Raw genomic sequence first — 24,130 nt, 5'->3', positions numbered from 1 at the left:
CATGCAGCATGTTCATGCTACAAAATGGAAAATAGCAAAATGAATTCTCCCGCCTCGTCACTCGACAAATTCGACTGCGCCATCCTGGCCGCCCTGCAGCAGGACGGTACCCTGTCGATCGCCGCCCTCAGCGAAAAGATCGGCCTGTCCAGCACGCCCTGCTGGAAGCGGCTCAAGCGCCTGGAGGAAGAGGGCTATATCGAGAGCCGCGTGGCCATCGTCAACCGGCAAAAAGTGGGGCTGCCCGTGACCGTCTTCGTCAGCGTGCGCACGGGACAGCACGATGAAAAATGGCTGCGCCGCTTCGCCGCCGCCGTCATCGTCTTGCCCGAAGTACAGGAATTTCACCGCATGAGCGGCGACATCGACTACCTGCTGAAAGTCGTCACGACCGACATCAAGGGTTACGATACCTTCTACAAAAAGCTCATCAAGGCCGTGCAGCTGACGGGCGTGTCGTCCGCGTTTTCCATGGAACAAATCAAATGCAGCACGGAATTGCCGCTGGAATTGATCGCCCACGGCTTGCCTGCCTGAACGTTTTTCTTCGCCGTATGCACGCGCATGAAAATCGCGCATGTTGATATCTTGCAATCGTTGCCACACAGCAACAGGCATCAATTAAATACCGCATCCTCCCCATATCGCCACCCTATCGGTCGCTATACTGCGCACTTGCCTGTGCATGTCCGGCAACCTCTGCCAGGCGCGCAGGCCCATTCCCAGGGTCGTCCATGCATCTGCTTCGTCACCTCTCCATCCAGAAAAAACTGATGTTCAGCATGGGCTTATGCCTGTTGCTGTTCATGGGCATTTCCTCTTTCCTCAGCGTGCGCATGAGCAGCGACTATGTGCGCGAACGCGTCGTCGGCCAGGAACTGCCAGCCCAGGTGGGAGAGATCCGCAACGACGTGCTGCGCCAGATCAATCAACCGCTGTCGGTGGTGCAAACGATGGCCAATGATGTCTTTTTGCAAGACTGGGAAGATGCGGACCTGGCGGAAAACGGCCTGGCCACGTTCCAGCGCTACGCCAAAATGCTCAAGGAAAAAAACAAGGCTGCCGTCGTCAGCTGGAGTTCGCAAACGGCGTCCAGGTACATGACCGATGCAGGCCTGATCCGCACGCTGGACAAGCAGCTGCCAGCCGATCACTGGTTCTTCAGCATGCTCGATGAAAACAAACAGCACACGATCAATCTGGACCGCGATCCGGCCTCGGGCAGTTTCATGCTGTTCCTGAATGCGCGGGGCCAGACGGCCGGCGGCAAGGCCGTCATTGCCGGCATGGGCCTGAGCGTCGACGCCATGGCCGAGACCATCCGCAGCTACAAAGTCGGCCAGACCGGCCATGTCTACCTGGTGCGCGCCGACGGCAACCTGCTGATCCACCGCGATGCGGCCCTGGCCGACGGCAAGCATCAATTGAAGGACTTGCCCGGCTTTAATGAAGCATTGAGCAAGACTCTGCTGACGGGCAATAAATACACCTATGCCAGTTATGCGGCGCCGGCCGGCAAGCAGCTCGTCGCCGCCTCGTTCGTGCCGGAATTGAATCTGTATGTGATGGCCGAAGTGCCGGAAGCGGAAGTGCTGGGCAACGTCACGCGTTCGGCCCTGATCGCCGCCCTGATCGCCGGGCTTGTCGGTGGCGGTATCGCCCTGTGCATCATTTATGTCATCAGCCGCGCCATCGCCGCCCCCGTCGCACGCGCAGCGGACATGCTCAGCGAAATCGCCAGCGGGAACGGCGACCTGAGCCGCCGCATGCCCGTCGAATCGGAAGACGAGGTCGGTGCGCTGGCCGCCGCCTTCAACCGTTTCGTCGCATCGCTGAACGTGACGATACGCGAAGTTCGCGACAGTACCGGGGCGATTGCCAGCGCATCGAGCCAGATTGCGTCGGGTAACCTGGATCTGTCAGCGCGCACGGAAACCCAGGCGTCGAGCCTGGAAGAGACGGCGGCGGCCATGGAAGAACTGACGTCGACCGTGAAACAGAATGCGGACAACGCCCGGCAGGCGAACCAGTTGGTGGTGTCGGCCTCAAGCCACGCCGTCAAAGGCGGTGAAGTGGTGGGACAAGTCGTGCAGACGATGGGCGCGATTACGGAAAGTTCGCGCAAGATCGCAGACATTATCGGCGTGATCGACGGCATTGCCTTTCAAACCAATATCCTCGCCCTGAACGCGGCCGTCGAGGCGGCGCGCGCGGGCGAACAGGGGCGCGGCTTTGCCGTGGTGGCAACCGAGGTGCGCAACCTGGCGCAGAGGTCAAGCCAGGCGGCGAAGGAAATCAAGGACTTGATCGTCGATTCGGGCAGCAAGGTGGACGCCGGCAGCAAGCTGGTCGACTCGGCCGGCGCCACCATGCAGGACATCGTCGTCTCCGTGCAACGAGTCGCCGACCTGATGGGAGAAATCGCTTCGGCCAGCCAGGAGCAAAGCCAGGGCATCGCGCAAGTCAATGCCACCGTCACGCAAATGGACGACGCCACCCAGCAAAATGCGGCCCTCGTGGAAGAAGCTGCGGCGGCGGCCCAATCGTTACAGGATCAGGCGGGCAGGCTGGCGCAGGTGGTCAGCGTCTTCAAGCTGGAAGAAACGGGGCATGCAGTGCCGCAACAACCGGCCCGCAAGCCCCACAAGCCCGTACTGCCCAAGCCGGCACGCATGGCAACGGCAAAAGCGGCAATCCCCGCCGCGCGCCCGACAGCGCCGGCCAGCGATGCGTGGGAAGAGTTTTAAAGGGGATTACATCGCCGGCGCTTTCACGCTGGCCGCTTGCTTGAAGAAATCATAGATGCCGCTCTCGCTCATGCGGCGGGCATTCGCCAGTTCGCCGCCCTTGGTGGCGTACAGCACCTGGTTATTGTCGCTCGATACGAGCACGGCAGCCGGGATGCCTTTCTTGAGCGGATTGCCATAGGCTTGCGCCACGTCGAGGTTATGGTCGAAGTTGCCCACATCGACCTTGACGACCTTGAACTGCTGCTGCATCAACTCCGCGTTCTTGCCTTCCTTCAATGCCTTGTCGAGCGCACGGCAATCCTCGCACCAGTTGGCGCCAAAGATCAGCAAGACGGGGACGTGGGCCGCCTTCGCTTCGGCCAGCGCGCGGGCCACATCGGCCTTGGCGTCGGCCGCCGCGTTGTACGGCAAGTGCGGCGTGGCGACGGGGTTAGCCGGTGTTGGTGCGGCGGCAACGGCGGTGCCGGCAAGCAGCAGGCTGGCAAGGAAAATAGAAAAGCGCATGCGGGCTCCTGAGAGAAATCGTGGGGACCAGCTGAACAGTTGCCAGCCAGGGTGATTGTCTAGAATATGCGTACCTGTAGGAAATATCCACCATTTAATTGCACTGTGCTTATGCGGAAAACGTATAAGCAGCACCAAAATGGCCTGCCATCATCGCGGCCTCCAGGAACTTGTTGGCGGTCTGTGCCGAAGATTGATGCCTGCAGGCAGCGAAATGCAACGCATGGGATAATCTCGGGCTCACACTGAGCAACGCGGCCCGAACGCGCCCTCCCCATGACGACTTCTTTCCTGGCACGCTGGCTGCCGCAACCGAACAACGGCAGCCGCCGCGAACAATTGCGCGCCTGCGCGGGCGCCATCTGCGGCTTGCTGCTCACTGGCCTGATCTGCCATTTCCTGCTGGCTCCCGACAGTGCCAGCGTCTACCTGATCGCGCCCATGGGCGCTTCGGCCGTGCTGCTGTTCTGCCTGCCGGCCAGCCCGCTGGCGCAACCGTGGTCGGTGGTCGGCGGCAACGTTATCTCCGGCCTGGTCGGCATGGCCTGCGTAAAATGGCTGGGATCTGGCGTGGGCGTGGCGGCGCTGGCGGCCTGTCTGGCCATCAGCGCCATGTTCGCCTTGCGCTGTTTGCATCCGCCGGGCGGCGCCGTGGCGCTCACCACCGTCGTCGGTGGCGCCAGCGTGCATGCGGCCGGCTTTGAATTCGTCTTCATCACCGTGCTGTTCAATTCCGCCGTGCTGGTCGCTTGCGCCGTGCTGTACAACAACCTGACGGGACGCCGCTACCCGCACATCCAGCAACTGGTGGCGCCGCATCCGCACGCCACCAGGGATGACGTGCCCAGCAACCGCCTGGGCCTTTCACCGGACGACCTCGATGCCGTCCTGCGCCAGCACAGCGAAGTGCTCGACATCAGCCGCGATGATTTGCAAGCCATCTTCCTGCAAACGGAAATGCGCGCCTACCAGCGCCGCTTCGGCGTCGTCACCTGCGCCGACATCATGTCGAAAGACGTGCTCAGCGTGGAATTCGGCACGCCGCTCGATGTAGCCTGGCGCACCATGCGCGAGCACGATGTGGGTGCGCTACCCGTGCTGAACCGGGCGCGCCGCGTCATCGGCATCATCACGCAGACGGATTTCCTGCGCCATGGCGGCCTCGACGATTATCAGGGCATGCGCCAGCGCCTGCGCGGCTTGCTTGAGCGCAGTGGCCTCTCGCATACCGACAAGCCCGAGGTGGTGGGCCAGCTGATGACGCCATCGCCGCACACGGCCCGCCTGGGCACGCCCATCATCGATCTGGTGCCCCTGATGGCCGACGCCGGCTACCACCATATTCCCATCCTCGACGATGAAGAGCGCCTGGCCGGCATCATCAGCCAGTCCGACCTGATGGCGGCCCTGTACGAAAGCCGCTTTGCCGAGGCGGCCGCATGACGCCATTCCAGGCACTGCTGACCGGCCCCGAGGGCGGCGCCGCCGGCACGCCCGTCAGCGCGCATTTTTTCGGCGCGCAGCTGGCCATCGACGCACCCGGTCATAACGTGGATGTGGCGCAGCTGGTCGTCAGCGTAGGCGGTGTCGATGGGCCGGAACTGTTCCTGAACTGGCTCGACGAACATGGCCGGCAAGCGTCGTTGAAACCGCTCACCGCGAGCGACATCGCCATCGTGCTAAAAGAAGCGCCAGCGGCGCTGCAGCCGCAACTGCAGCGCCTGTGGGGCGAGCGCCAGCGCAACCGGCGGCAAGTGTCGGGCTGGCTGGCCGGCTTGACGGGCGCGGCCGTCGTCGCCTCTGCCCTGCTGTGGTGGCAGGGCAGCCATGCCATCGGCGCGCTGGCGCGATGGATCCCCTTGTCGACGGAAAAGCAGCTGGGCGAACTGGCTCTGGCGCAAGTACGTGCGCAGGGCGGCATCAGCGAGCACGGCGTGGCGCAGCAGACGGTGCAGGAGATCGGCCGCAAGCTGACAGCGGGGTCGCGCTACCAGTACCGCTGGCTGGTCAAGCAGGATGACACGGTCAACGCGTTTGCCATGCCGGGCGGCATCATCGTCGTGCATACGGGCTTGCTGCGCCAGGCGGGCGATCCGGGCGAGCTGGCCGGCGTGCTCGCGCATGAAGTGCAGCACGTGGAACAGCGCCATTCGCTGCGGCAAATGATCAGCAGCCTGGGCTGGGGCGCCCTGGTGGGCCTGACCATCGGCGACATCAGCGCCGTGGCCGCCATGCTGGCGCACCAGGCCGGCACCCTGTATTTCAGCCGCGACATGGAAGAAGAAGCAGACCGCCTGGGCTTGGTCGCCTTGCAGCGCGCGCAGATCCGTCCGGACGGCATGCTGCGCTTTTTCCAGAAGCTCGATGACAAAGGCAAGGCCAGTGTGCCGGGATGGATTTCTTCGCACCCGCAAACGGCGGCGCGCGCGCAGCAGATCCGCAGCCTGATTGCCGCCACGCCGTGCCCCGCCTGCCTTCCCTTGACCAGCAGCCACTGGCCAGCGATGAAAGCGGCCCTGCCGCCTACGGCAAAATAGCAACATTCCCCTCGTACAATTTATCCAAACGTACTGGGCAATGGCGTATGCTTACGCCCCGGCTGCTCCATCACGACCGGCCACCCCGCCCCCGCTAAGAACGCCTATCAAAACCTACTGCGCGTCGTAATTTGCGGTCTGCGATGCTCACTGTACCTTCGTACAGTTGCGCTTCTCAACCACAACTTCCTTCCGCTCGCTACGGTTTTGTCAGGCGTAGTAAGCCTCCGTTCATTCCCTCCTTACAAAGGACATCGCGCATGAAGCATCGTTTTGCCGCCGGCACCCTCGGCACCCTGGCCATCTCCCTGTTGCTTGCCTACGCGCCCATGGCGCAAGCGGCCCAGCCCGCTGCCAAAACAGCCGTCGCACCCGCCGTCAGCGCGCCAAAAGCAAAGCAGCAGCTGCAAGTGCTGGCCGACACATATTACGATGCGCTGGCCCGTTTCGAGCCGATCAATGCGACCGAAAGCGGCGACAACCGTTTTGACGACCAGCTCGGTTCAGCCATCGTGCCCGCCGCGCGCGCAAAACAGTTCGCGCTGTACCGCCAGTACCAAAAGACCCTGCGCAGCATTGCCCGCGCGCAGCTGTCGCACCAGGACCAGATCAACTACGATATCCTCGACTATGAACTGGCGACGGCGCTGAGCTTCGAGCGCTTCCCCGAATACCTGCTGCCCTTGAACCAGATGGACAGCATGCCCGTCACCCTGGCCAATTATGCGGGCGGCGAGGCATCGCAGCCTTTGACCACGGTCAAGGAGTATGACGCTTACCTGAGCCGTATCGGCCAGTTGCCGGGCTGGATAGACCAGGCCATTGCCAACATGCAAGTCGGCATGCAAAAAGGCATCGTGCTGCCGAAGGCGCTGACGGAATCGGCGCTGCCGCAATTCAAAAAGCTCGTCAGCGCCACGCCGCAAGACAGCGTGTATTACACGCCCATCAAGAACTTGCCGGCCAGCTTTGCCGCCGCCGACAAGGCGCGCCTGACGCAAACCTACACCGTCATCATCGAAGCCAAGCTGATGCCAGCGCTGCAGCGCCTGGCCACCTTCATGGAACGCGATTACCTGCCGGCCAGCCGCGCAAGCAGCGGCTGGAGCGCCCTGCCCGATGGCGCTGCCTGGTACCAGGCGCGCGTGGCCAGCAGCACCACCACGGATCTGAAACCGGAGCAAATCCACGCCATCGGCCTGAAGGAAGTGGCGCGCATCCAGGAACAATATGCGATCGTGGGCCCGAAGATGGGCTACAACGGCCCAGCCGCCGGCTTGCCCGTGTGGGTGTCGCAGCAGGAAAAATTCCGCCCGTTCAAGACGGAACAGGAAGTGCTCGACGTCTATCGCAAGCTGAACGTGCTGCTCGACAGCAAATTGCCAGCCCTGTTCACCCTGGTGCCGAAGGCGCCGCTGGACTTGCGCCTGGAACCTGAACTGAGCCGCGACACGGCCGCCGACCACTACACGGCGCCGGCCGCCGACGGCTCGCGCCCGGGCGTGTTCTGGTCCGTCGTCACGGATCCGAAACTGTATGGCGACACGGGCATGACCACCTTGTTCTTGCACGAAGGCAAACCGGGCCACCATTTCCACCTGGCGCTGGTGCAAGAGATGGACTTGCCCAACTTCCGCCGTTTCGGCGGCAACAATGCCTTCACGGAAGGCTGGGCCCTGTATGCGGAAACCCTGGGCAAGGAGATGGGCCTGTTCGACGATCCGGCCCAGTATTTCGGCCACTTGAACGATGAGATGCTGCGCGCCGTGCGCCTGGTGGTCGACACGGGCTTGCACACCAAGGGCTGGACGCGCGAGCAGACCATCAAGTACATGCGCGACACCCTCGGCTATGACGCCGTGGCGAAAAGCGAGACGGAACGCTATATGGCGTGGCCGGGCCAGGCGCTGGGCTACAAGATCGGTGCGCTGAAAATCGTCGAACTGCGCCAACGTGCGCAGCAAGCGCTGGGCGACAAATTCAGCCTGCCGAAGTTTCACGAAGTGGTGCTGAGCGACGGTACCCTGCCCCTGAAGCTGCTGGAAGCCAAGGTCGACCGGTGGATCGCGCAGCAACAGTAAATTAAGCCCCTCCCGCAAGAACGGCAGCGCCAACCGGGGCTGCCGTTTTTTTTCGTGCCGATATTTGATCCGGCACAGATCCAGCGCATATCGCGCACGCCTGCCGGAACGCAAACCAGGCAATGCTGCCTAATTCCCATACACAGAAGGGAGGCAGCATGCAAAGCGAAGACATCAGCGATGGCGCCACGGCGCGTCCGCCAACATGGCAACAGTCAGAAATAGCAGCGGACACATCCGGATCATCCGGGAATGGGAACGACGCCATTCTTCACTACACGAGCGCGCGCGGCCAGGCCAATGGGCGGCTGCAGCGGCACGTTCCCGACGCTAGCGCGCGCGGCAACCACGCCATGATCACGGCACTTGGCTGGCTCAGCATCGGCCTGGGCCTGGCCCAGCTGGTGGCGCCGCGCGGCCTGGCGCGGGCCAGCGGCTTGCGCGGCGTCTCGCCTTTCTGGATACGCGCCATCGGCTTGCGCGAAATGGCCTGCGGCGTGGCCTTGCTGCGCGGAGAAACCCGGCCGGCATGGCGCTGGTCGCGCATCGCCGGCGACGCCATGGATCTGTCGCTGCTGGGTGTGGCCATGACCAGCCGGCGCCACGCGCGCACGCGCCTGGCGGCGACGGCAGCCGTGGTGGCGGGCGTAACGGCCATCGACTATATCGCCAGCGCACAACTGGCGCCGCGCAAGCTGAGCGAATTGCCAGCGCCAGGCGAAGCGGGACTGGCGCTGCAAAAGAGTGTGATCGTCAACCGTTCCGCCGACGATTGCTACCGCGCCTGGCGCGACCTGGAAAACCTGCCCCGCTTCATGCCGGGCCTGCAATCGGTGCAGGTGATCGACGCACGCCGCTCGCGCTGGCACAGCGTCGAAGGCGTATGGACAGGCGAACTGACGCAAGAGCGTCCTGGCCAGGGCATGCGCTGGCGCGCGGCGGAAAACCATTCTGAAACGGGAGCGCTGGAACTGTCGCCCGCCCCCGACGGTAGCGGTACCGTGGTGACCATGCAGCTGCACATGCAGCCGCCGGCCGGCAAGGTGGGCGCGGCCGTGGCCGGCCTGTTCAGCCAGGCGCCCGCCTACCAGATCGAGACCACCTTGCGCCGCTTCAAGCAGTGGATGGAAACGGGCGAGATCAGCACGACCGAGGGCCAGCCGTCGGGCAAGCGCAGCTTCAAGACGCGCTTGCTGCACAAGGCTGGCGGCACGTCACCTGCCCCTAGACCGCAAGCAAACGGAGGTGTGCCATGAAAGCCAATTGCTGGCACGGCAAGCGCGACGTGCGGGTCGAACAGGTGCCCGATCCCGCCATCCTCAATCCCGGCGACGCCATCATCAAGGTCAGTTCCACGGCCATCTGCGGCTCCGACTTGCACCTCTACAATGGCGTCGTGCCGACCATGGAGCAAGGCGACATCCTCGGTCATGAATTCATGGGCGAGGTGGTAGAGGTGGGTTCCGCGGTGCGCAAGCTCCAGGTGGGAGAGCGCGTGGTCGTGCCGTTTCCCATTGCCTGCGGACGCTGCTTTTTTTGCGAGCAACAGCTGTATTCAGTGTGCGAAAATTCTAATCCCAACGCCTACATGGCGGAAAAGATGTGGGGCCACTCGGGCGCGGGTATCTTTGGCTATTCCCACCTGACGGGCGGCTACGCGGGCGGCCAGGCCGAATATGTGCGCGTGCCGTTTGCCGACGTCGGCCCCATCAAAGTGCCGGACGAGCTCAAGGATGAGCAGGTGCTGTTCCTCTCGGACATACTGCCGACCGGCTATATGGCGGCCGAAGCTTGCGCCATCGCGCCGGGCCAGGTGGTGGCCGTGTGGGGTTGCGGCCCCGTGGGACAGTTCGCCATCCAGAGCGCTTTCCTGCTCGGTGCCGAACGCGTCATCGCCATCGACCATTACCCGGAACGCCTGCGCATGGCACGCGCACTGTCCGGTGCGGAAACCCTGCATTTCGATGCGGTGGACGTGCCCGATGCGCTGCGTGAAATGACGGGAGGACGGGGGCCCGATGCCTGTATCGATGCCGTCGGCATGGAAGCGCACGGTTCCGGCATCAGCTATATCTACGACCGCCTCAAGCAGACGATGAAACTGGAATCGGACCGTCCCACGGCCCTGCGCGAAGCCTTGATGGCGTGCCGCAATGACGGTATCGTCTCGGTGCCGGGGGTGTATGGCGGCTTCAGCGACAAGATCCCGTTTGGCTCCATCATGAACCGTTCATTGACCATCAAGACGGGGCAGACACATGTGCAGCGCTACATGCAGCCGCTGCTGGAACGGATACAACGGGGCGAACTCGATCCCGGCGCCATCATTTCACACCACTTGAGCCTGGACGAAGCGCCGCACGGCTATGAGATCTTCCAGAAGAAACAGGAGCAATGCATCAAGGTCGTGCTGCATCCCGGCGCCTGATCCCACTGGCAGGCACGCTGGCAGGCAACGCGGCCGGGTCAGGCGAGCAGTGCGCTGATCTCAGACGAGCTCAGACGAGCAGCGCGGCGCTCATCGAGCGCACTTCCTCGTTTGACTCGGCCAGGATGCTTTGCAAGGTTTCATTATCGATAATAAAATCGATGACGGAATCGGAAGGCGTGAGCATTTCCACGTACGTCGCCTGCAACGGCGACTGTACGGGCGACAGTTGCTTGGCCAACAATAAAGTGTCGAGCAGGGAATCGGGCGGAATGGACAGCAAGCCATCGCGCAAGCCTTCGATGGCTTCGCTCACGGCCAGCGGGATCAAGAGCTTTTTCATGACTTCGCGGGAAATGATCTCTTCGGCCGATTCCATCCAGTGATCCGCATCATCGTCGAGCAGACCGGGAAATTCATCGGCACGCGACAGCAGGTAAAAACCGCCCACTTCATGCACGATGCCGGCGAACAGCGCCGTGTCCGCATCGACGTGCGTCACGCGGCGGGCCAGCACGTGCGCCAGCGCTGCCACGTGCGCCGTGTGCTCCCACAGCTGGGTCGCCTTCTGGCGCAGGACGGGGTCGATGATCTTGCTGCCGAACTGGCGCACCACCATGGCCGCCACCAGCGCGTACAGATTGCGGTAACCCATGCGCATGACGGCGGCGCGTACGCTGGTCACGGGCGCCGCATCGCCGCGGCTGTAGACGGCCGAATTGGCCAGGGCCACCGTGCGCGCCGCCAGCAAGGGCTCGGCCAGCACCAGCTTGATGGCATGATCGATATGGCAGTCCGGTTCGGCCAGGGCCAATTGCAATTGCAGAGCTGAATTAACACTCGTGGGAAACGTTAATTCTCCGCGCACCGCCTGGGAAACAATTAAACCGAAAGCCTGTAGTTTATTCATCATACGATCAATCCGCCTCAAATATTTTTCCAGCCAACAATTTCATGTATCAGAAATTGAATGCCAGACCCGGCCTTCAGAATATAGATGGCATATCATTCGCTTGCAAGGAAGCCCCTGGCAATGCCAGCGCCTGCAATAGCGATTCATCGCCGATGACAAACAACTTCGGCTGCTGTAATACCTGCAGCAGAAATGGCTGACCTTCACGCAGACGCCGGCGATAATCGGCCAGCGTATATAAGTTGGGATTGATTTTACGCCTTAAGGTTCGCTCGGCCGGGGCCAATCCCGTCAACAGATCGCCATAATTGGCTTCCTCGCCCACCAGCAGCAGATCGATGGCGCTACCGGGCATGTCCTGTCCCTTCGCTGTGGCACCAGACACGAAGGCCAGGTGCAACTGGGCACGCAAGGGCGCCAGGGTCATGCTGAGCACACCGACGATGCCGAAAGTTTTCTGCACCAGTCCGCTCAACTCGGGATACACGAGGCTTTCCTTGTTGGGCCAGAAGCGCCGCACATTGCCGATCCGCTCCGACGTGATCAGGCCCGACTCATGCAGGCGGCGCAATTCGCGCTGCGCCGACGCGCTACCGAGGCCCGTCAAGCGCATGATCTCGTTCAAGTGAAAGCCTTCATTCACGCGGACAAAGAGCAAGCCCAGCAGTTTCTGCTGGGCGGGAGTAAACAGGGCTTGGGCAATCATGCGCCAAATCTTAGCATGAATAAACTGGAAACTGGCGTGGCGCAGGCAATAGGGCGTGCCGCCACAACAACGCGGCGTCGCGCCGGCACCAGCAGTTGGGCAAATTCATGTGCAGCAGAGCGCGAATGGCACAGCAACAGGTAGCTGACAATGAGCCATTATTGTGAGCGCTCACTTCAGGTTCGTCGGCGCGTCGAGTAGATATCCGGACCTATCGCATCCACAAGCCTGGCGTAATCGCATCACCAGGATTGGCCCATCAATTCAAGCATGCTCGACATAACAGTAACTCGGCAATATTTGATGTGCCAAACAAATAGAATGAATAACAACAGATAGATTTGATTCGCAATCTCAGCCATTAATAAGCGGCTCAGCAAGAGCTTGAATACCTGAGTCACTGTCCATTTACGCATACTGTGAATAAAAAATACCACACGTAAATAAGCGATATCTGATGCTCACGTTTCTTTCAACGCATCACATCAATAATAATTGATGATAGTAATACTAGTGAATATCTATGAGCCATCAGATATTTCTGCGTTCCAATCTGTTTGTATGTGTGTACTAGTTAATGCGATCAGGCATAAAAAAACGGCACCCGAAGGTGCCGTTCTTGTCAGCTGGCAGCGTAGATTACGCTTCGTCGCCGTGGTGTTGCTGGCTTTCGATGGCCAGCAAATCTTCGGTGGCGTCACCGGCCAGGGGGGCTTTATCGGTCGGCAGTGGGGCTTTATACTCTGCTGTCATCTCCTTGCCTGTGCGCTGGAAATGCGCCGTACGGACAAAAAAACGGTACCCGAAGGTGCCGTTCTTGTCAGCTGGCAGCGTAGATTACGCTTCGTCGCCGTGGTGTTGCTGGCTTTCGATGGCCAGCAAATCTTCGATGGCTTCACCGGCCAGGGGGGCTTTATCGGTCCGCAGTGGGGCTTTAAACTCTGCTGTCATCTCCTTGCCTGTGCGCTGGAAATGCGCCGTACGGACAAAAAAACGGCACCCGAAGGTGCCGTTCTTGTCAGCTAGCAGCGTAGATTACGCTTCGTCGCCGTGGTGTTGCTGGCTTTCGATGTCCTGCAGCGCTTCGGCAGCTTCGCCGGCCATCGAGGCTTTCTCGGCCAGCAGCAGTGCTTGACGCTCTTCCACTTCCCACGCTTCTTTTTCTTTGCGTGCGCGGTGGAAGGCCAGGCCCGTACCGCCAGGAATCAGACGGCCGACGATGACGTTCTCTTTCAGGCCGCGCAGACCATCGCGCTTGCCCATGATCGCCGCTTCGGTCAGCACGCGGGTGGTTTCCTGGAACGATGCGGCCGAGATGAACGAATCGGTCGACAGCGAAGCCTTGGTAATACCCAGCAGAACGTTTTCGTAGGTCGCAGGAATTTTGTTTCCGGCTTCCATCAGGTCGTTCTGATCCAGCAGTTCCGAACGCTCTACCTGCTCGCCAACGATGTAGTTGGTGTCGCCGGCATTGACGATCTGCACACGGCGCAGCATCTGACGCACGATCACTTCGATGTGCTTGTCATTGATCTTCACGCCTTGCAGACGGTACACGTCTTGCACTTCGTCGACGATGTAACGTGCCAGCGCTTCGATACCCAGCAGGCGCAGGATGTCTTGCGGATCGGCCGGGCCGTCCACGATCATCTCGCCCTTGTTCACGACTTGGCCGTCATGCACCAGCACTTGTTTGTCCTTGGTGATCAAGAACTCATGCTTGTTGCCGTCCATGTCCGTGATTTCCAGACGCTGCTTGCCCTTGGTTTCTTTACCGAACGCAACCGTACCCGTGACTTCCGCCAGCATACCGGCATCTTTCGGCGAGCGCGCTTCGAACAGTTCCGCAACGCGTGGCAGACCACCGGTAATATCGCGCGTTTTTTGCGATTCGGTAGGAATACGTGCCAGCACTTCACCAACCGATACCTGTTGACCGTCCTTGACCATGATCAGCGCGCCGACCTGGAAGCCGATCGCCACCGAGTGTTCGGTGCCGGCGATCTTGACTTCTTCGTTCGCTTCGTTGATCAGTTTGACTTGCGGACGCAAGGTTTTCGTCAACGAACCGCGACGTTTCGCATCGATCGCCACCAGGGTGGACAGACCGGTCACTTCGTCGACCTGACGGGCTACGGTGACGCCTTCTTCGACGTTCTCGAAACGCACTTGACCGGCGTATTCGGTAATGATCGGACGGGTCAGCGGATCCCACGTTGCCAGGGCCGTACCGGCCTTGATGACCATGCCGTCCTTGACGATCAGGGTCGCACCGTACGGTACTTTATGACGCTCACGCTCACGGCCATGGTCGTCGGTGATCAGCACTTCGCCGGAACGGGAAATGACGATTTGCGCGCCCTTGCCGTTCGTCACGTAACGCATGGTTGCCGTGAAGCGGATGGTACCGTTCGACTTGGCTTCCACCGACGATGCCACTGCCGCACGCGATGCCGCACCACCAATGTGGAACGTACGCATGGTCAGCTGGGTACCCGGCTCACCAATCGACTGCGCTGCCACCACACCGACGGCTTCGCCGGCGTTGACCAGCATGCCGCGGCCCAGATCGCGGCCATAGCACTTGGCGCACAGGCCGAAGCGCGTGTCGCAAGTCAGTGGCGTGCGGACCTTGACTTCATCGATGGACAGACGCTCGATCTCTTCGACCATGTCTTCGTCCATCAGGGTGCCGGCTTCGTACAGCGTTTCCTGGGTTTCAGGATTGACGACGTCATGCACCACCACGCGGCCGAGGATACGGTCACGCAACGGTTCGATGACTTCACCACCTTCGACCAGTGCCTTCATGACGGCGCCGTTCATGGTGCCGCAATCGTCCTCGATCACCACCAAGTCTTGCGTCACATCAACCAGACGACGCGTCAGGTAACCGGAGTTAGCCGTTTTCAGCGCCGTATCGGCCAGACCTTTACGCGCACCGTGGGTCGAAATGAAGTACTGCAAAACGTTCAGACCTTCGCGGAAGTTCGCGGTAATCGGCGTTTCGATAATCGAGCCATCCGGTTTGGCCATCAGACCACGCATACCGGCCAACTGGCGAATCTGGGCTGCGGAACCGCGCGCGCCGGAGTCGGCCATCATGTAAATGGCGTTGAACGATTCTTGCGTCGACTTGGTGCCGTCGCGGCGGATCACGTCTTCGACTTTGAGCTGGTCCATCATGGCCTTGCCGACTTCATCGGAGGTTTTGCCCCAGATATCGACTACCTTGTTGTAACGCTCGCCGGCGGTCACGAGACCCGAGGCGTATTGCTGTTCGATCTGCTTGACTTCCGATTCGGCCGTCGCGATCAGGGTGACTTTTTGCGGCGGTACCAGCATGTCGTCGACGCAGATCGAGATACCGGCGCGTGTGGCCAGGCGGAAACCCGATTGCATCAGTTTGTCTGCGAACACCACGGTGGCGCGCAGGCCGCACTTGCGGAACGACGTGTTGATCAGCTTGGAAATTTCTTTCTTTTTCAGCGCGCGGTTCAGGACGGAGAACGGCAAGCCTTTAGGCAGAATTTCCGACAGGATCGCACGGCCGATCGTCGTTTCGTAGCGGGTAATCGTTTTCTCGAATTCGCCCGTTTCGGCGTTTTTCGGGTATTCGGTAATACGCACGGTGACGCGGGTCGTCAGTTCGACTTCCTTGTTGTCGTAGGCGCGGATCACTTCCGACACGTCAGGGAACATCATCCCTTCGTTCTTCGCATTGATCGCTTCGCGCGTCGCGTAGTACAGACCCAGCACGATATCCTGGGAAGGAACGATCGACGGTTCGCCGTTCGATGGGAACAGGATGTTGTTCGATGCCAGCATCAACGTGCGCGCTTCCATCTGCGCTTCGATCGACAGAGGAACGTGGACCGCCATTTGGTCACCGTCAAAGTCGGCGTTGAATGCGGCGCAGACGAGTGGGTGCAACTGGATGGCCTTGCCTTCAATCAGGACTGGCTCGAAGGCCTGGATACCCAGGCGGTGCAAGGTTGGTGCGCGGTTCAACATGATCGGATGTTCGCGAATCACGTCTTCCAGGATGTCCCATACGACCGGTTCTTGAATCTCGACCAGCTTTTTGGCGGCCTTGATCGTGGTAGCCAGACCCATCAGTTCCAGTTTATTGAAAATGAAGGGTTTGAACAGTTCCAGCGCCATCAGTTTCGGCAAGCCGCACTGATGCAATTTCAATTGCGGGCCCACGACGATGACCGAACGACCGGAGTAATCGACGCGTTTGCCCAGCAAGTTTTGACGGAAACGGCCGCCTTTACCTTTGATCATCTCTGCCAAGGACTTCAGCGGACGCTTGTTGGCGCCGGTCATCGCTTTGCCGCGACGGCCGTTGTCCAGCAGCGAATCGACCGCTTCTTGCAGCATGCGCTTTTCGTTGCGCGTGATGATCTCTGGAGCGCGCAGCTCCATCAGGCGTTTCAGGCGGTTGTTACGGTTGATGACGCGGCGATACAGATCGTTCAGATCCGAGGTCGCGAAACGGCCACCGTCCAGCGGTACCAGCGGACGCAGTTCCGGCGGCAGCACCGGCAGCACTTCCATGATCATCCAGTCAGGCTTGATGCCCGAACGCTGGAACGCTTCGAGCACTTTCAGGCGCTTGGCGTATTTCTTGATCTTGGCTTCGGATTTCGATTCCTTCAGTTCCACGCGCAGGGTTTCGGCATCGCGGTGGATGTCGATCGAGCGCAGCAGTTCACGGATACCTTCGGCGCCCATGAAGGCGGTGAAGTCGTCGCCGTACTCTTCGTACTTGGCGGCGTAGTCGTCTTCCGACATGATCTGGCACTTCTTCAGCGGGGTCATGCCTGGATCGGTCACGACGTATGCTTCAAAGTACAGCACGCGTTCGATGTCCCGCAGGGTCATGTCGAGGACCATGCCCAGACGCGACGGCAGCGATTTCAGGAACCAGATGTGCGCGGTAGGCGAGGCCAGCTCGATGTGGCCCATGCGCTCGCGGCGCACTTTGGCCAGGGTGACTTCGACGCCGCACTTTTCGCAGATTACGCCGCGGTGTTTCAGGCGCTTGTACTTGCCGCACAGGCATTCGTAATCCTTGATCGGGCCAAAGATCTTGGCGCAGAACAGGCCATCGCGCTCAGGCTTGAAGGTACGGTAGTTGATGGTTTCCGGCTTTTTGACTTCGCCGTAGGACCACGAACGGATTTTCTCAGGCGAAGCGAGACCGATCTTGATTGCATCGAAGGTCTCGTTGGTCTGTACTTGCTTGAATAGATCGAGCAGTGCTTTCATGTATCACTCCAGAGGTGATTAAATTTCTATATTCCTGAGACTACATTGCCCGGCGTGGTTTCCCAGCCGGGCTTTGTGTTTCCCAAACCAAATGACAGGGTGCTGTCGTTTAGTTGCGTTCGAGGTCGATATCGATACCGAGCGAACGGATTTCCTTGACCAGCACGTTGAACGATTCCGGCATGCCGGCGTCGATCACGTGGTCGCCCTTGACGAGGTTCTCGTACACTTTGGTACGGCCATTCACGTCATCGGACTTGACGGTCAACATCTCTTGCAAGACATACGACGCGCCATACGCTTCCAGTGCCCAGACTTCCATCTCACCGAAACGCTGACCACCGAACTGGGCTTTACCGCCCAGTGGCTGTTGCGTTACCAGCGAGTAAGGACCGGTCGAACGCGCATGCATCTTGTCATCGACCAAGTGATGCAGTTTCAGCATGTGCATGACGCCGACAGTGACCTTGCGTTCGAACGCTTCACCGGTGCGACCGTCATACATGGTCACCTGGTTCTTCGACGGGGTCATGCCCAGGTTCTTGGCGATGTCGTCCGGATACGCCAGGTCCAGCATGCGGCGGATCTCTTCTTCATTGGCGCCGTCGAACACTGGCGTGGCGAATGGAACACCTTTTTTCAGGTTTTCCGCCAGCTTCATGATCTCTTCGTCGTCGAAGTCGTTCAGATCTTCCGCGCGGCCGTTGTCGTTGTAGATCGTCGTCAGGTACTTGCGCATTTGCTCGACCTTGGTTTGCGCCTTCAGCATTTCGCCGATGCGGATACCCAGACCCTTGGCAGCCCAGCCCAAGTGCGTCTCGAGAATCTGACCAACGTTCATCCGCGAAGGAACGCCCAGCGGGTTCAGCACAACGTCGGCTGGCGTGCCGTCGGCCATGTATGGCATGTCTTCCACAGGAACAATACGGGAAACCACACCCTTGTTACCGTGGCGACCTGCCATCTTGTCGCCCGACTGCAGGCGGCGTTTCACGGCCAGGTACACCTTGACCATTTTTTGCACGCCTGGTTGCAGCTCATCGCCTTGCGTCAGTTTCTTGCGCTTCTCTTCGAAGGCCAGATCGAACTGGTGACGCTTCTCGTTGATCGATTCCTTGATCGCTTCCAGCGCTACCGCTGCATCGTCGTCCGCAGGGCGGATGTCGAACCAGTGGTATTTGTCCAGATCGGCCAGGTATTCCTTGGTGATCTTGGCGCCTTTGGCCAGCTTTTTAGGGCCGCCGTTGACAACTTTGCCGATCAGCATTTTTTCCAGACGCTGGAAGGCATCGCCTTCCACGATACGCATCTGGTCGTTCAGATCCAGACGGAAGCGTTTCAGTTCGTCATCGATAATTTGCTGGGCACGCTTGTCGCGCACGATGCCTTCACGGGTGAAGACTTGCACGTCGATCACGGTACCGATCATGCCCGAAGGCACGCGCAGCGACGTGTCTTTCACGTCCGAAGCTTTTTCGCCGAAAATCGCGCGCAGCAGCTTCTCTTCCGGGGTCAGCTGGGTTTCGCCTTTTGGCGTCACTTTACCGACCAGCGTGTCGCCGGCCTGGACTTCAGCGCCGATGTAGACGATACCGGACTCATCCAGACGTGCCAGCTGATTTTCAGCCAGGTTCGAGATGTCGCGCGTAATTTCTTCCGCGCCCAGTTTCGTGTCACGGGCCACCACCGACAACTCTTCGATGTGAATCGAGGTGTAGCGGTCGTCCTTGACGACGTTTTCCGAGATCAGGATCGAATCTTCGAAGTTCAGACCATTCCATGGCATGAAGGCCACGGTCATGTTCTGGCCCAGCGCCAATTCACCGAGGTCGGTCGATGCGCCATCGGCGATCACGTCGCGCTTGGCAACACGGTCGCCCACTTGCACGATAGGACGCTGGTTGATGTTGGTGTTCTGGTTCGAACGGGTGTACTTGATCAGGTTGTAGATGTCGACGCCCACTTCACCAGCGGTCGCTTCGTCATCGTTGACGCGAATCACGACACGGCCCGCATCGATGTAATCGACGATACCGCCACGCAAGGCTTGCACGGTGGTGCCCGAGTCGACCGCAACGGTGCGTTCGATACCGGTACCGACCAGCGCTTTTTCAGGACGCAAGCAAGGCACAGCCTGGCGTTGCATGTTGGCGCCCATCAATGCACGGTTTGCATCATCGTGTTCGAGGAACGGAATCAGCGAGGCAGCGACGGAAACGATCTGGCCAGGCGCCACGTCCATGTACTGGATGCGCTCCGGGGAGACCAGAATGGTTTCGCCAGCTTCACGGGCCGAGACCAGTTCATCGGACAGCGTGCCTTCATCGCTGATGGTCGCATTCGCCTGAGCGATGATGTAGCGGCCTTCTTCGATGGCGGACAAGTAGTCGATCTGATCGGTAATCTTGGAGCCTTCGACCTTGCGGTACGGGGTTTCCAGGAAGCCGTATTCATTCAGGCGGGCATACAGAGCCAGCGAGTTGATCAGACCAATGTTCGGACCTTCCGGTGTCTCGATCGGGCAGACGCGGCCGTAGTGGGTCGGATGCACGTCGCGCACTTCAAAGCCGGCGCGTTCGCGTGTCAGACCGCCGGGTCCCAGAGCCGATACGCGGCGCTTGTGGGTAATTTCCGACAGAGGATTGGTTTGGTCCATGAACTGCGACAGCTGGGACGAACCGAAGAACTCGCGAATCGCAGCCGAAATCGGCTTCGAGTTGATCAGGTCGTGCGGCATCAGGTTGTCCGCTTCGGCTTGGCCGAGGCGTTCCTTGACGGCGCGCTCAACACGCACCAGGCCGGCGCGGAATTGATTCTCGGCCAGTTCGCCCACGCAACGTACGCGACGGTTACCCAGGTGATCGATATCGTCGACTTCGCCGCGGCCATTGCGCAGTTCCACCAGGATCTTGATCACGGCCAGCACGTCTTCGTTCGACAGGGTCATGGCGCCGGTCAGTTCATCGCGGCCAATGCGGCGGTTGAACTTCATGCGGCCCACGGCCGACAGGTCGTAGCGGTCCGAGTTGTAGAACAGGCCATTGAACAGCGCTTCAACGGAGTCTTCCGTTGGCGGTTCGCCTGGACGCATCATGCGGTAGATCGCCACTTTCGCAGCCATCTGATCGGCGGTGTCGTCGATACGCAGGGTTTGCGAGATGTAGGCGCCTTGGTCCAGGTCGTTCGTGTACAAAGTCTGGATTTCGGAAATGCTGGCGTCGCGCAAGCGGCCCAACAGATCTTCGGTCAGCTCATCGTTCGCGGAAGCGACGACTTCACCGGTATCGCCATCGACGATGTTCTTCGCCAATACGCGGCCCAGCAGATAGTCTTCCGGTACGGAAATGTGCTTGATGCCGGCAGCTTCGATATCACGCACGTGCTTGGCGTTGATACGCTTGTCTTTCAGCACCAGGGTCTTGCCCGACTTGTCGACGATGTCGAAACGCGCCACTTCGCCGCGCAGACGTTCGGCGACGAATTCCATTTCCGCGCCTTCGGAGCGCAGGTTGAAATTGTCGAAGACAAAGAAATTGGCCAGGATTTGCTCATGCGACATGCCGATGGCTTTGAGCAGGATCGTTACTGGCATCTTGCGGCGGCGGTCGACGCGGAAGAACAGGATGTCTTTCGGGTCGAACTCGAAGTCCAGCCACGAACCGCGGTAAGGAATGATACGCGCGGAGAACAGCAGCTTACCGGACGAGTGAGTCTTGCCGCGGTCATGCTCGAAGAACACGCCAGGCGAACGGTGCAGCTGGGAAACGATCACCCGCTCCGTGCCGTTGATGACGAACGAACCGGTGGTCGTCATGAGCGGCAATTCGCCCATGTAGACTTCCTGTTCCTTCATCTCTTTGACGACGGGCTTGGTTGGCGATTCCTTGTCCAGGATCACCAGACGCACTTTCGCGCGCAGCGGCGACGCGAACGTCAGGCCACGTTGTTGACATTCTTTGACGTCAAAGGCAGGATCGCCCAGAACGTACGACAAGAATTCGAGACGCGCAAAACCATTGTGCGACACGATAGGGAAAATCGAAGTGAAAGCCGACTGCAGGCCATCATTCTTGCGGCCGGACGGTGCTATGTCCTCTTGCAAGAAGCTATGATAAGACTCGAGCTGGGTCGCCAGCAGGAACGGAACGTGGTGAACGTTGGCGCGCTTCGCGAATGATTTGCGAATGCGTTTCTTCTCAGTAAATGAGTAGTGCATGGACACTCCGTGAGTGACAGAAAGGATAGAAAATTCAGGTTTTGCAAGTGTTCGTTTGCACCGCTGCGTGTGACACAGACGAAACCTCAAGGCTCTGCTTTCCGGCTTGAATCGAATAAAAACTGCTGCTACAACTACATGACAAATACGATGCAGACGACAAAGGAGCCAAAGTCGGATTTCCCCCCTTGCGAGGGGAAACCTCAGACTTTGACTCGGGCGCTAACTGCCGCCGGTACAGATATTACTTGATCGAAGCGGTTGCGCCGGCTTCTACCAGTTTCTTCTGTGCTGCTTCAGCGTCAGCTTTCGACACTGCTTCTTTCACAGTTTTTGGAGCGCCATCGACCAGGTCTTTAGCTTCTTTCAAGCCCAGGCCGGTGATTTCGCGAACTGCTTTAATGACGCCAACTTTGTTTGCGCCGAAGCCGTCCAGGATGACGTTGAATTCGGTTTGTTCTTCAGCAGCTGCTGCTGGGCCTGCTGCAGGACCGGCCGAAGCCATTGCTGCTGCGGACACGCCGAATTTTTCTTCGAATGCTTTAACCAGGTCGTTCAGGTCCATTACGGACATGGCGCTAACTGCTTCCAGGATATCGTCTTTGCTAATTGCCATTTTGAAACTCCTAAATTTATTACGTTAGTTACATCAGATTGGTACTGAGAGAAAAAAGCGCGCGCAATTAAGCGGCTGCTGGGGCTTCTTCTGCTGCTGCTTCTGCAGGAGCTTCGGCGCCTTCGCCTTTTTTCGCTGCCAGGGCAGCCAGACCACGTGCAAAGCCCGAAACCGGAGCCAGCATAACGCCCAACAACTGCGAAATGAGGACTTCACGGCTAGGAATGCTCGCCAACGCGGTGACAGCAGCTGTATCCAGCGGCTTGCCTGCGTAGTTACCTGCTTTGATGACCAGTTTGTCGTTGGTTTTAGCGAAGTCAGCGATGACTTTAGCTGCTGCAACGGCATCGGCCGAGATCGAGTAGATCAACGGGCCGGTCATGGCATCTGCCAGGCTGGCGAATGCGGTACCTTCAACGGAGCGACGAGCCAGAGTGTTTTTCAACACACGCAGGTACACGCCTTGGGCACGCGCTTTAGCACGCAGTTGCGTCAAGTGACCAACCTGGATGCCACGATATTCGGCCACGACGATCGTTTGCGCATTTGCTACTTGTGCGGAAACTTCGGCGACGACGGCCTTTTTGTCATTCAGATTGAGACTCACGGTCAACCTCCTTAAATGATGTTCGGCAATCACAACCGAGTGGTTGAGCGCCTTGCATCGGTTCGAACACGGCGTCCGAAGTCAAGAAGTACTAAACTGAGCGGATGGATTCACGCAGCATGAGGACTACAAAACTTGTTCGGGTACACCATCTGCGTTGGGCACTTGCCGTTGCCGGCAAGCCTATTAACCTTCTGCATGTGCGATCGCAGTCGGCCCAACGGTCTTTGATTGTCTGCCTGCCTGGTGCGAACACCGGACAGACAGCCCAAAGATGCGCCCGCAGCGCCCGAAGGCGCCACAGGACTTGATTCTTTACTTAAGCTGCCAGGCTAGCCTGGTCAACACGGACGCCAGCGCCCATGGTCGACGACAGCGAAACTTTGCGCAGGTACACGCCTTTGCTCGATGCTGGCTTGGCTTTGTTCAGTGCGTCGATCAGTGCGACCAGATTCGATTTCAGATCTGCGTCAGCGAACGATTTACGGCCGATGGTAGCGTGGATGATACCGGATTTGTCGGTACGGTACTGAACTTGACCGGCTTTCGCGTTTTTCACGGCGGTAGCGACGTCAGGAGTAACAGTGCCAACTTTCGGGTTAGGCATCATGCCGCGTGGGCCCAGGATCTGACCCAGGGTACCAACGATACGCATGGTATCTGGCGAAGCGATAACGATATCGAAAGGCATGTCGCCGGCTTTGATACGCTCAGCCAGGTCTTCCATACCAACGATGTCGGCGCCAGCTGCTTTAGCAGCTTCTGCTTTTTCACCCGACGCGAACACTGCCACGCGTACGGTTTTGCCGGTACCAGCTGGCAGCACGACGGAGCCGCGCACCACTTGGTCGGATTTCTTAGGATCAACACCCAGTTGTACCGATACGTCGATCGATTCATTGAACTTGGCCGTTGCGCACTCTTTGATCAGAGCGACAGCGTTGTCGAAAGCGTACACTTTGGTACGGTCGACTTTGGCTTTCAAAGCCTTGATACGTTTGGATAACTTAGCCATTATACAACACCTTCCACCGTGATACCAATCGAACGAGCGGAACCAGCGATGGTGCGCACAGCAGCATCCATGTCGGCAGCGGTCAGATCAGGGGTTTTCAATTTAGCGATTTCTTCAGCTTGTGCGCGGGTCAGCGTACCGACTTTGTCGGTATGTGGCTTCGGCGAACCTTTGGTGATCGCAGCAGCTTTTTTGATCAGGTAGGTTGCTGGAGGCGTCTTCATCACGAACGTGAAGGACTTGTCAGCGAACGCGGTGATCACGACTGGGATCGGCATGCCTGGTTCCATACCTTGGGTCTGCGCGTTGAACGCTTTGCAGAATTCCATGATGTTCAGACCGCGTTGACCCAGAGCTGGACCGATTGGTGGGGATGGGTTTGCTTTACCAGCTGGCACTTGCAGCTTGATAAAACCAATGATTTTCTTTGCCATGATGGCTCCTATCTTGGATTGAGTAGTAGCGCCCCGCCGATCCTAC

17 protein-coding genes are annotated in these 24,130 nt (G+C 59.4%); 8 read left to right on the top strand and 9 right to left on the bottom strand.

Going from position 1 to position 24,130, the window contains the following annotated elements; translation table 11 throughout:
• Nucleotides 1-39 precede the first annotated feature (39 nt).
• Nucleotides 40-537, top strand: coding sequence for an Lrp/AsnC family transcriptional regulator (locus CLU91_RS18225; RefSeq protein ID WP_100876796.1), 498 nt, complete (start codon nucleotides 40-42; stop codon nucleotides 535-537).
• Nucleotides 538-734: 197 nt separating this feature from the next.
• Nucleotides 735-2,747: a methyl-accepting chemotaxis protein gene (locus CLU91_RS18220; protein ID WP_232730793.1), complete on the top strand. Its 2,013-nt coding sequence runs from the start codon at nucleotides 735-737 to the stop codon at nucleotides 2,745-2,747.
• Between the two features lie 6 nt (nucleotides 2,748-2,753).
• Here CLU91_RS18220 and CLU91_RS18215 read toward each other — a convergent pair whose 3' ends face one another.
• The gene (locus CLU91_RS18215) at nucleotides 2,754-3,254 is read right to left on the bottom strand and encodes a thioredoxin family protein (RefSeq protein WP_198521357.1); all 501 of its coding nucleotides are present in this window, start codon (nucleotides 3,252-3,254) and stop codon (nucleotides 2,754-2,756) included.
• 276 nt (nucleotides 3,255-3,530) lie between these two features.
• Between CLU91_RS18215 and CLU91_RS18210 the strand changes: the two genes are divergently transcribed.
• The 5 genes from CLU91_RS18210 to CLU91_RS18190 all read left to right on the top strand — a co-directional run bounded on the left by CLU91_RS18210 (nucleotide 3,531) and on the right by CLU91_RS18190 (nucleotide 10,300).
• Nucleotides 3,531-4,697 (top strand): HPP family protein, encoded by a 1,167-nt coding sequence (locus CLU91_RS18210; RefSeq protein ID WP_100875284.1) that lies wholly within the window; start codon nucleotides 3,531-3,533, stop codon nucleotides 4,695-4,697.
• Complete coding sequence (locus CLU91_RS18205; RefSeq protein ID WP_100875283.1) at nucleotides 4,694-5,791, top strand: M48 family metallopeptidase; 1,098 nt, start codon at nucleotides 4,694-4,696, stop codon at nucleotides 5,789-5,791. The genes CLU91_RS18210 and CLU91_RS18205 overlap by 4 nt, the downstream gene beginning before the upstream one ends.
• A gap of 260 nt (nucleotides 5,792-6,051) precedes the next feature.
• Nucleotides 6,052-7,872 carry a DUF885 domain-containing protein gene (locus tag CLU91_RS18200; RefSeq protein ID WP_100875282.1) on the top strand — a complete coding sequence of 607 codons (1,821 nt, stop codon included), beginning with the start codon at nucleotides 6,052-6,054 and terminating at the stop codon, nucleotides 7,870-7,872.
• A 353-nt stretch (nucleotides 7,873-8,225) separates the two neighbouring features.
• Nucleotides 8,226-9,128, top strand: a complete 903-nt coding sequence (locus CLU91_RS18195; RefSeq protein WP_157814728.1) for an SRPBCC family protein — start codon at nucleotides 8,226-8,228, stop codon at nucleotides 9,126-9,128.
• The gene (locus CLU91_RS18190; protein WP_100875280.1) at nucleotides 9,125-10,300 is read left to right on the top strand and encodes a zinc-dependent alcohol dehydrogenase; all 1,176 of its coding nucleotides are present in this window, start codon (nucleotides 9,125-9,127) and stop codon (nucleotides 10,298-10,300) included. The genes CLU91_RS18195 and CLU91_RS18190 overlap by 4 nt, the downstream gene beginning before the upstream one ends.
• Before the next feature lie 70 nt (nucleotides 10,301-10,370).
• On the opposite strand, the gene CLU91_RS18185 is transcribed toward CLU91_RS18190, so the two are convergent.
• Both CLU91_RS18185 and CLU91_RS18180 read right to left on the bottom strand, forming a co-directional pair.
• Nucleotides 10,371-11,210, bottom strand: a complete 840-nt coding sequence (locus tag CLU91_RS18185; protein WP_100876795.1) for an HDOD domain-containing protein — start codon at nucleotides 11,208-11,210, stop codon at nucleotides 10,371-10,373.
• Nucleotides 11,211-11,286: 76 nt separating this feature from the next.
• On the bottom strand, nucleotides 11,287-11,919 hold the full coding sequence (locus tag CLU91_RS18180) for a transcriptional regulator (RefSeq protein ID WP_100875279.1): 633 nt from the start codon (nucleotides 11,917-11,919) through the stop codon (nucleotides 11,287-11,289).
• Between the two features lie 513 nt (nucleotides 11,920-12,432).
• On the opposite strand from CLU91_RS18180, the gene CLU91_RS27930 reads away from it, so the two are divergent.
• The gene (locus tag CLU91_RS27930; RefSeq protein WP_157814727.1) at nucleotides 12,433-12,945 is read left to right on the top strand and encodes a hypothetical protein; all 513 of its coding nucleotides are present in this window, start codon (nucleotides 12,433-12,435) and stop codon (nucleotides 12,943-12,945) included.
• Between the two features lie 9 nt (nucleotides 12,946-12,954).
• Here CLU91_RS27930 and rpoC read toward each other — a convergent pair whose 3' ends face one another.
• The 6 genes from rpoC to rplK all read right to left on the bottom strand — a co-directional run bounded on the left by rpoC (nucleotide 12,955) and on the right by rplK (nucleotide 24,084).
• A complete protein-coding gene (gene rpoC / locus CLU91_RS18170) occupies nucleotides 12,955-17,196 on the bottom strand; it encodes a DNA-directed RNA polymerase subunit beta' (RefSeq protein ID WP_100875277.1) in 4,242 nt (1,413 codons plus the stop codon).
• Between the two features lie 109 nt (nucleotides 17,197-17,305).
• Entirely contained in the window at nucleotides 17,306-21,412 is a 4,107-nt protein-coding gene (rpoB, locus tag CLU91_RS18165; RefSeq protein ID WP_100875276.1) for a DNA-directed RNA polymerase subunit beta, read from the bottom strand.
• Between the two features lie 244 nt (nucleotides 21,413-21,656).
• Nucleotides 21,657-22,028, bottom strand: coding sequence for a 50S ribosomal protein L7/L12 (gene rplL, locus CLU91_RS18160; protein ID WP_100875275.1), 372 nt, complete (start codon nucleotides 22,026-22,028; stop codon nucleotides 21,657-21,659).
• A 67-nt stretch (nucleotides 22,029-22,095) separates the two neighbouring features.
• A complete protein-coding gene (gene rplJ / locus CLU91_RS18155) occupies nucleotides 22,096-22,635 on the bottom strand; it encodes a 50S ribosomal protein L10 (protein ID WP_034753621.1) in 540 nt (179 codons plus the stop codon).
• A gap of 319 nt (nucleotides 22,636-22,954) precedes the next feature.
• Entirely contained in the window at nucleotides 22,955-23,650 is a 696-nt protein-coding gene (gene rplA / locus CLU91_RS18150) for a 50S ribosomal protein L1 (RefSeq protein ID WP_100875274.1), read from the bottom strand.
• Nucleotides 23,650-24,084 carry a 50S ribosomal protein L11 gene (gene rplK, locus CLU91_RS18145; protein WP_034783246.1) on the bottom strand — a complete coding sequence of 145 codons (435 nt, stop codon included), beginning with the start codon at nucleotides 24,082-24,084 and terminating at the stop codon, nucleotides 23,650-23,652. Before rplK ends, rplA begins: the two co-directional genes overlap by 1 nt.
• Nucleotides 24,085-24,130: the final 46 nt, after the last annotated feature.

It is taken from the genome of Janthinobacterium sp. 64 (genome assembly GCF_002813325.1).
In the GTDB taxonomy this organism is placed as follows: domain Bacteria; phylum Pseudomonadota; class Gammaproteobacteria; order Burkholderiales; family Burkholderiaceae_D; genus Janthinobacterium.
This window is presented reverse-complemented; position numbering and strand designations above follow the sequence as displayed.

What these genes read in the sequence shown, in the direction of transcription:
- CLU91_RS18190 (WP_100875280.1), top strand. Translation starts at nt 9,125, where the DNA reads ATGAAAGCCAATTGCTGGCACGGCAAGCGCGACGTGCGGGTCGAACAG.
- rpoB (WP_100875276.1), bottom strand. Translation starts at nt 21,412, where the DNA reads ATGCACTACTCATTTACTGAGAAGAAACGCATTCGCAAATCATTCGCG.
- CLU91_RS18215 (WP_198521357.1), bottom strand. Translation starts at nt 3,254, where the DNA reads ATGCGCTTTTCTATTTTCCTTGCCAGCCTGCTGCTTGCCGGCACCGCC.
- CLU91_RS18225 (WP_100876796.1), top strand. Translation starts at nt 40, where the DNA reads ATGAATTCTCCCGCCTCGTCACTCGACAAATTCGACTGCGCCATCCTG.
- CLU91_RS18200 (WP_100875282.1), top strand. Translation starts at nt 6,052, where the DNA reads ATGAAGCATCGTTTTGCCGCCGGCACCCTCGGCACCCTGGCCATCTCC.
- rplK (WP_034783246.1), bottom strand. Translation starts at nt 24,084, where the DNA reads ATGGCAAAGAAAATCATTGGTTTTATCAAGCTGCAAGTGCCAGCTGGT.
- rpoC (WP_100875277.1), bottom strand. Translation starts at nt 17,196, where the DNA reads ATGAAAGCACTGCTCGATCTATTCAAGCAAGTACAGACCAACGAGACC.
- CLU91_RS18185 (WP_100876795.1), bottom strand. Translation starts at nt 11,210, where the DNA reads ATGAATAAACTACAGGCTTTCGGTTTAATTGTTTCCCAGGCGGTGCGC.
- CLU91_RS18220 (WP_232730793.1), top strand. Translation starts at nt 735, where the DNA reads ATGCATCTGCTTCGTCACCTCTCCATCCAGAAAAAACTGATGTTCAGC.
- rplL (WP_100875275.1), bottom strand. Translation starts at nt 22,028, where the DNA reads ATGGCAATTAGCAAAGACGATATCCTGGAAGCAGTTAGCGCCATGTCC.
- CLU91_RS18180 (WP_100875279.1), bottom strand. Translation starts at nt 11,919, where the DNA reads ATGATTGCCCAAGCCCTGTTTACTCCCGCCCAGCAGAAACTGCTGGGC.
- CLU91_RS18210 (WP_100875284.1), top strand. Translation starts at nt 3,531, where the DNA reads ATGACGACTTCTTTCCTGGCACGCTGGCTGCCGCAACCGAACAACGGC.
- CLU91_RS18195 (WP_157814728.1), top strand. Translation starts at nt 8,226, where the DNA reads ATGATCACGGCACTTGGCTGGCTCAGCATCGGCCTGGGCCTGGCCCAG.
- rplA (WP_100875274.1), bottom strand. Translation starts at nt 23,650, where the DNA reads ATGGCTAAGTTATCCAAACGTATCAAGGCTTTGAAAGCCAAAGTCGAC.
- CLU91_RS18205 (WP_100875283.1), top strand. Translation starts at nt 4,694, where the DNA reads ATGACGCCATTCCAGGCACTGCTGACCGGCCCCGAGGGCGGCGCCGCC.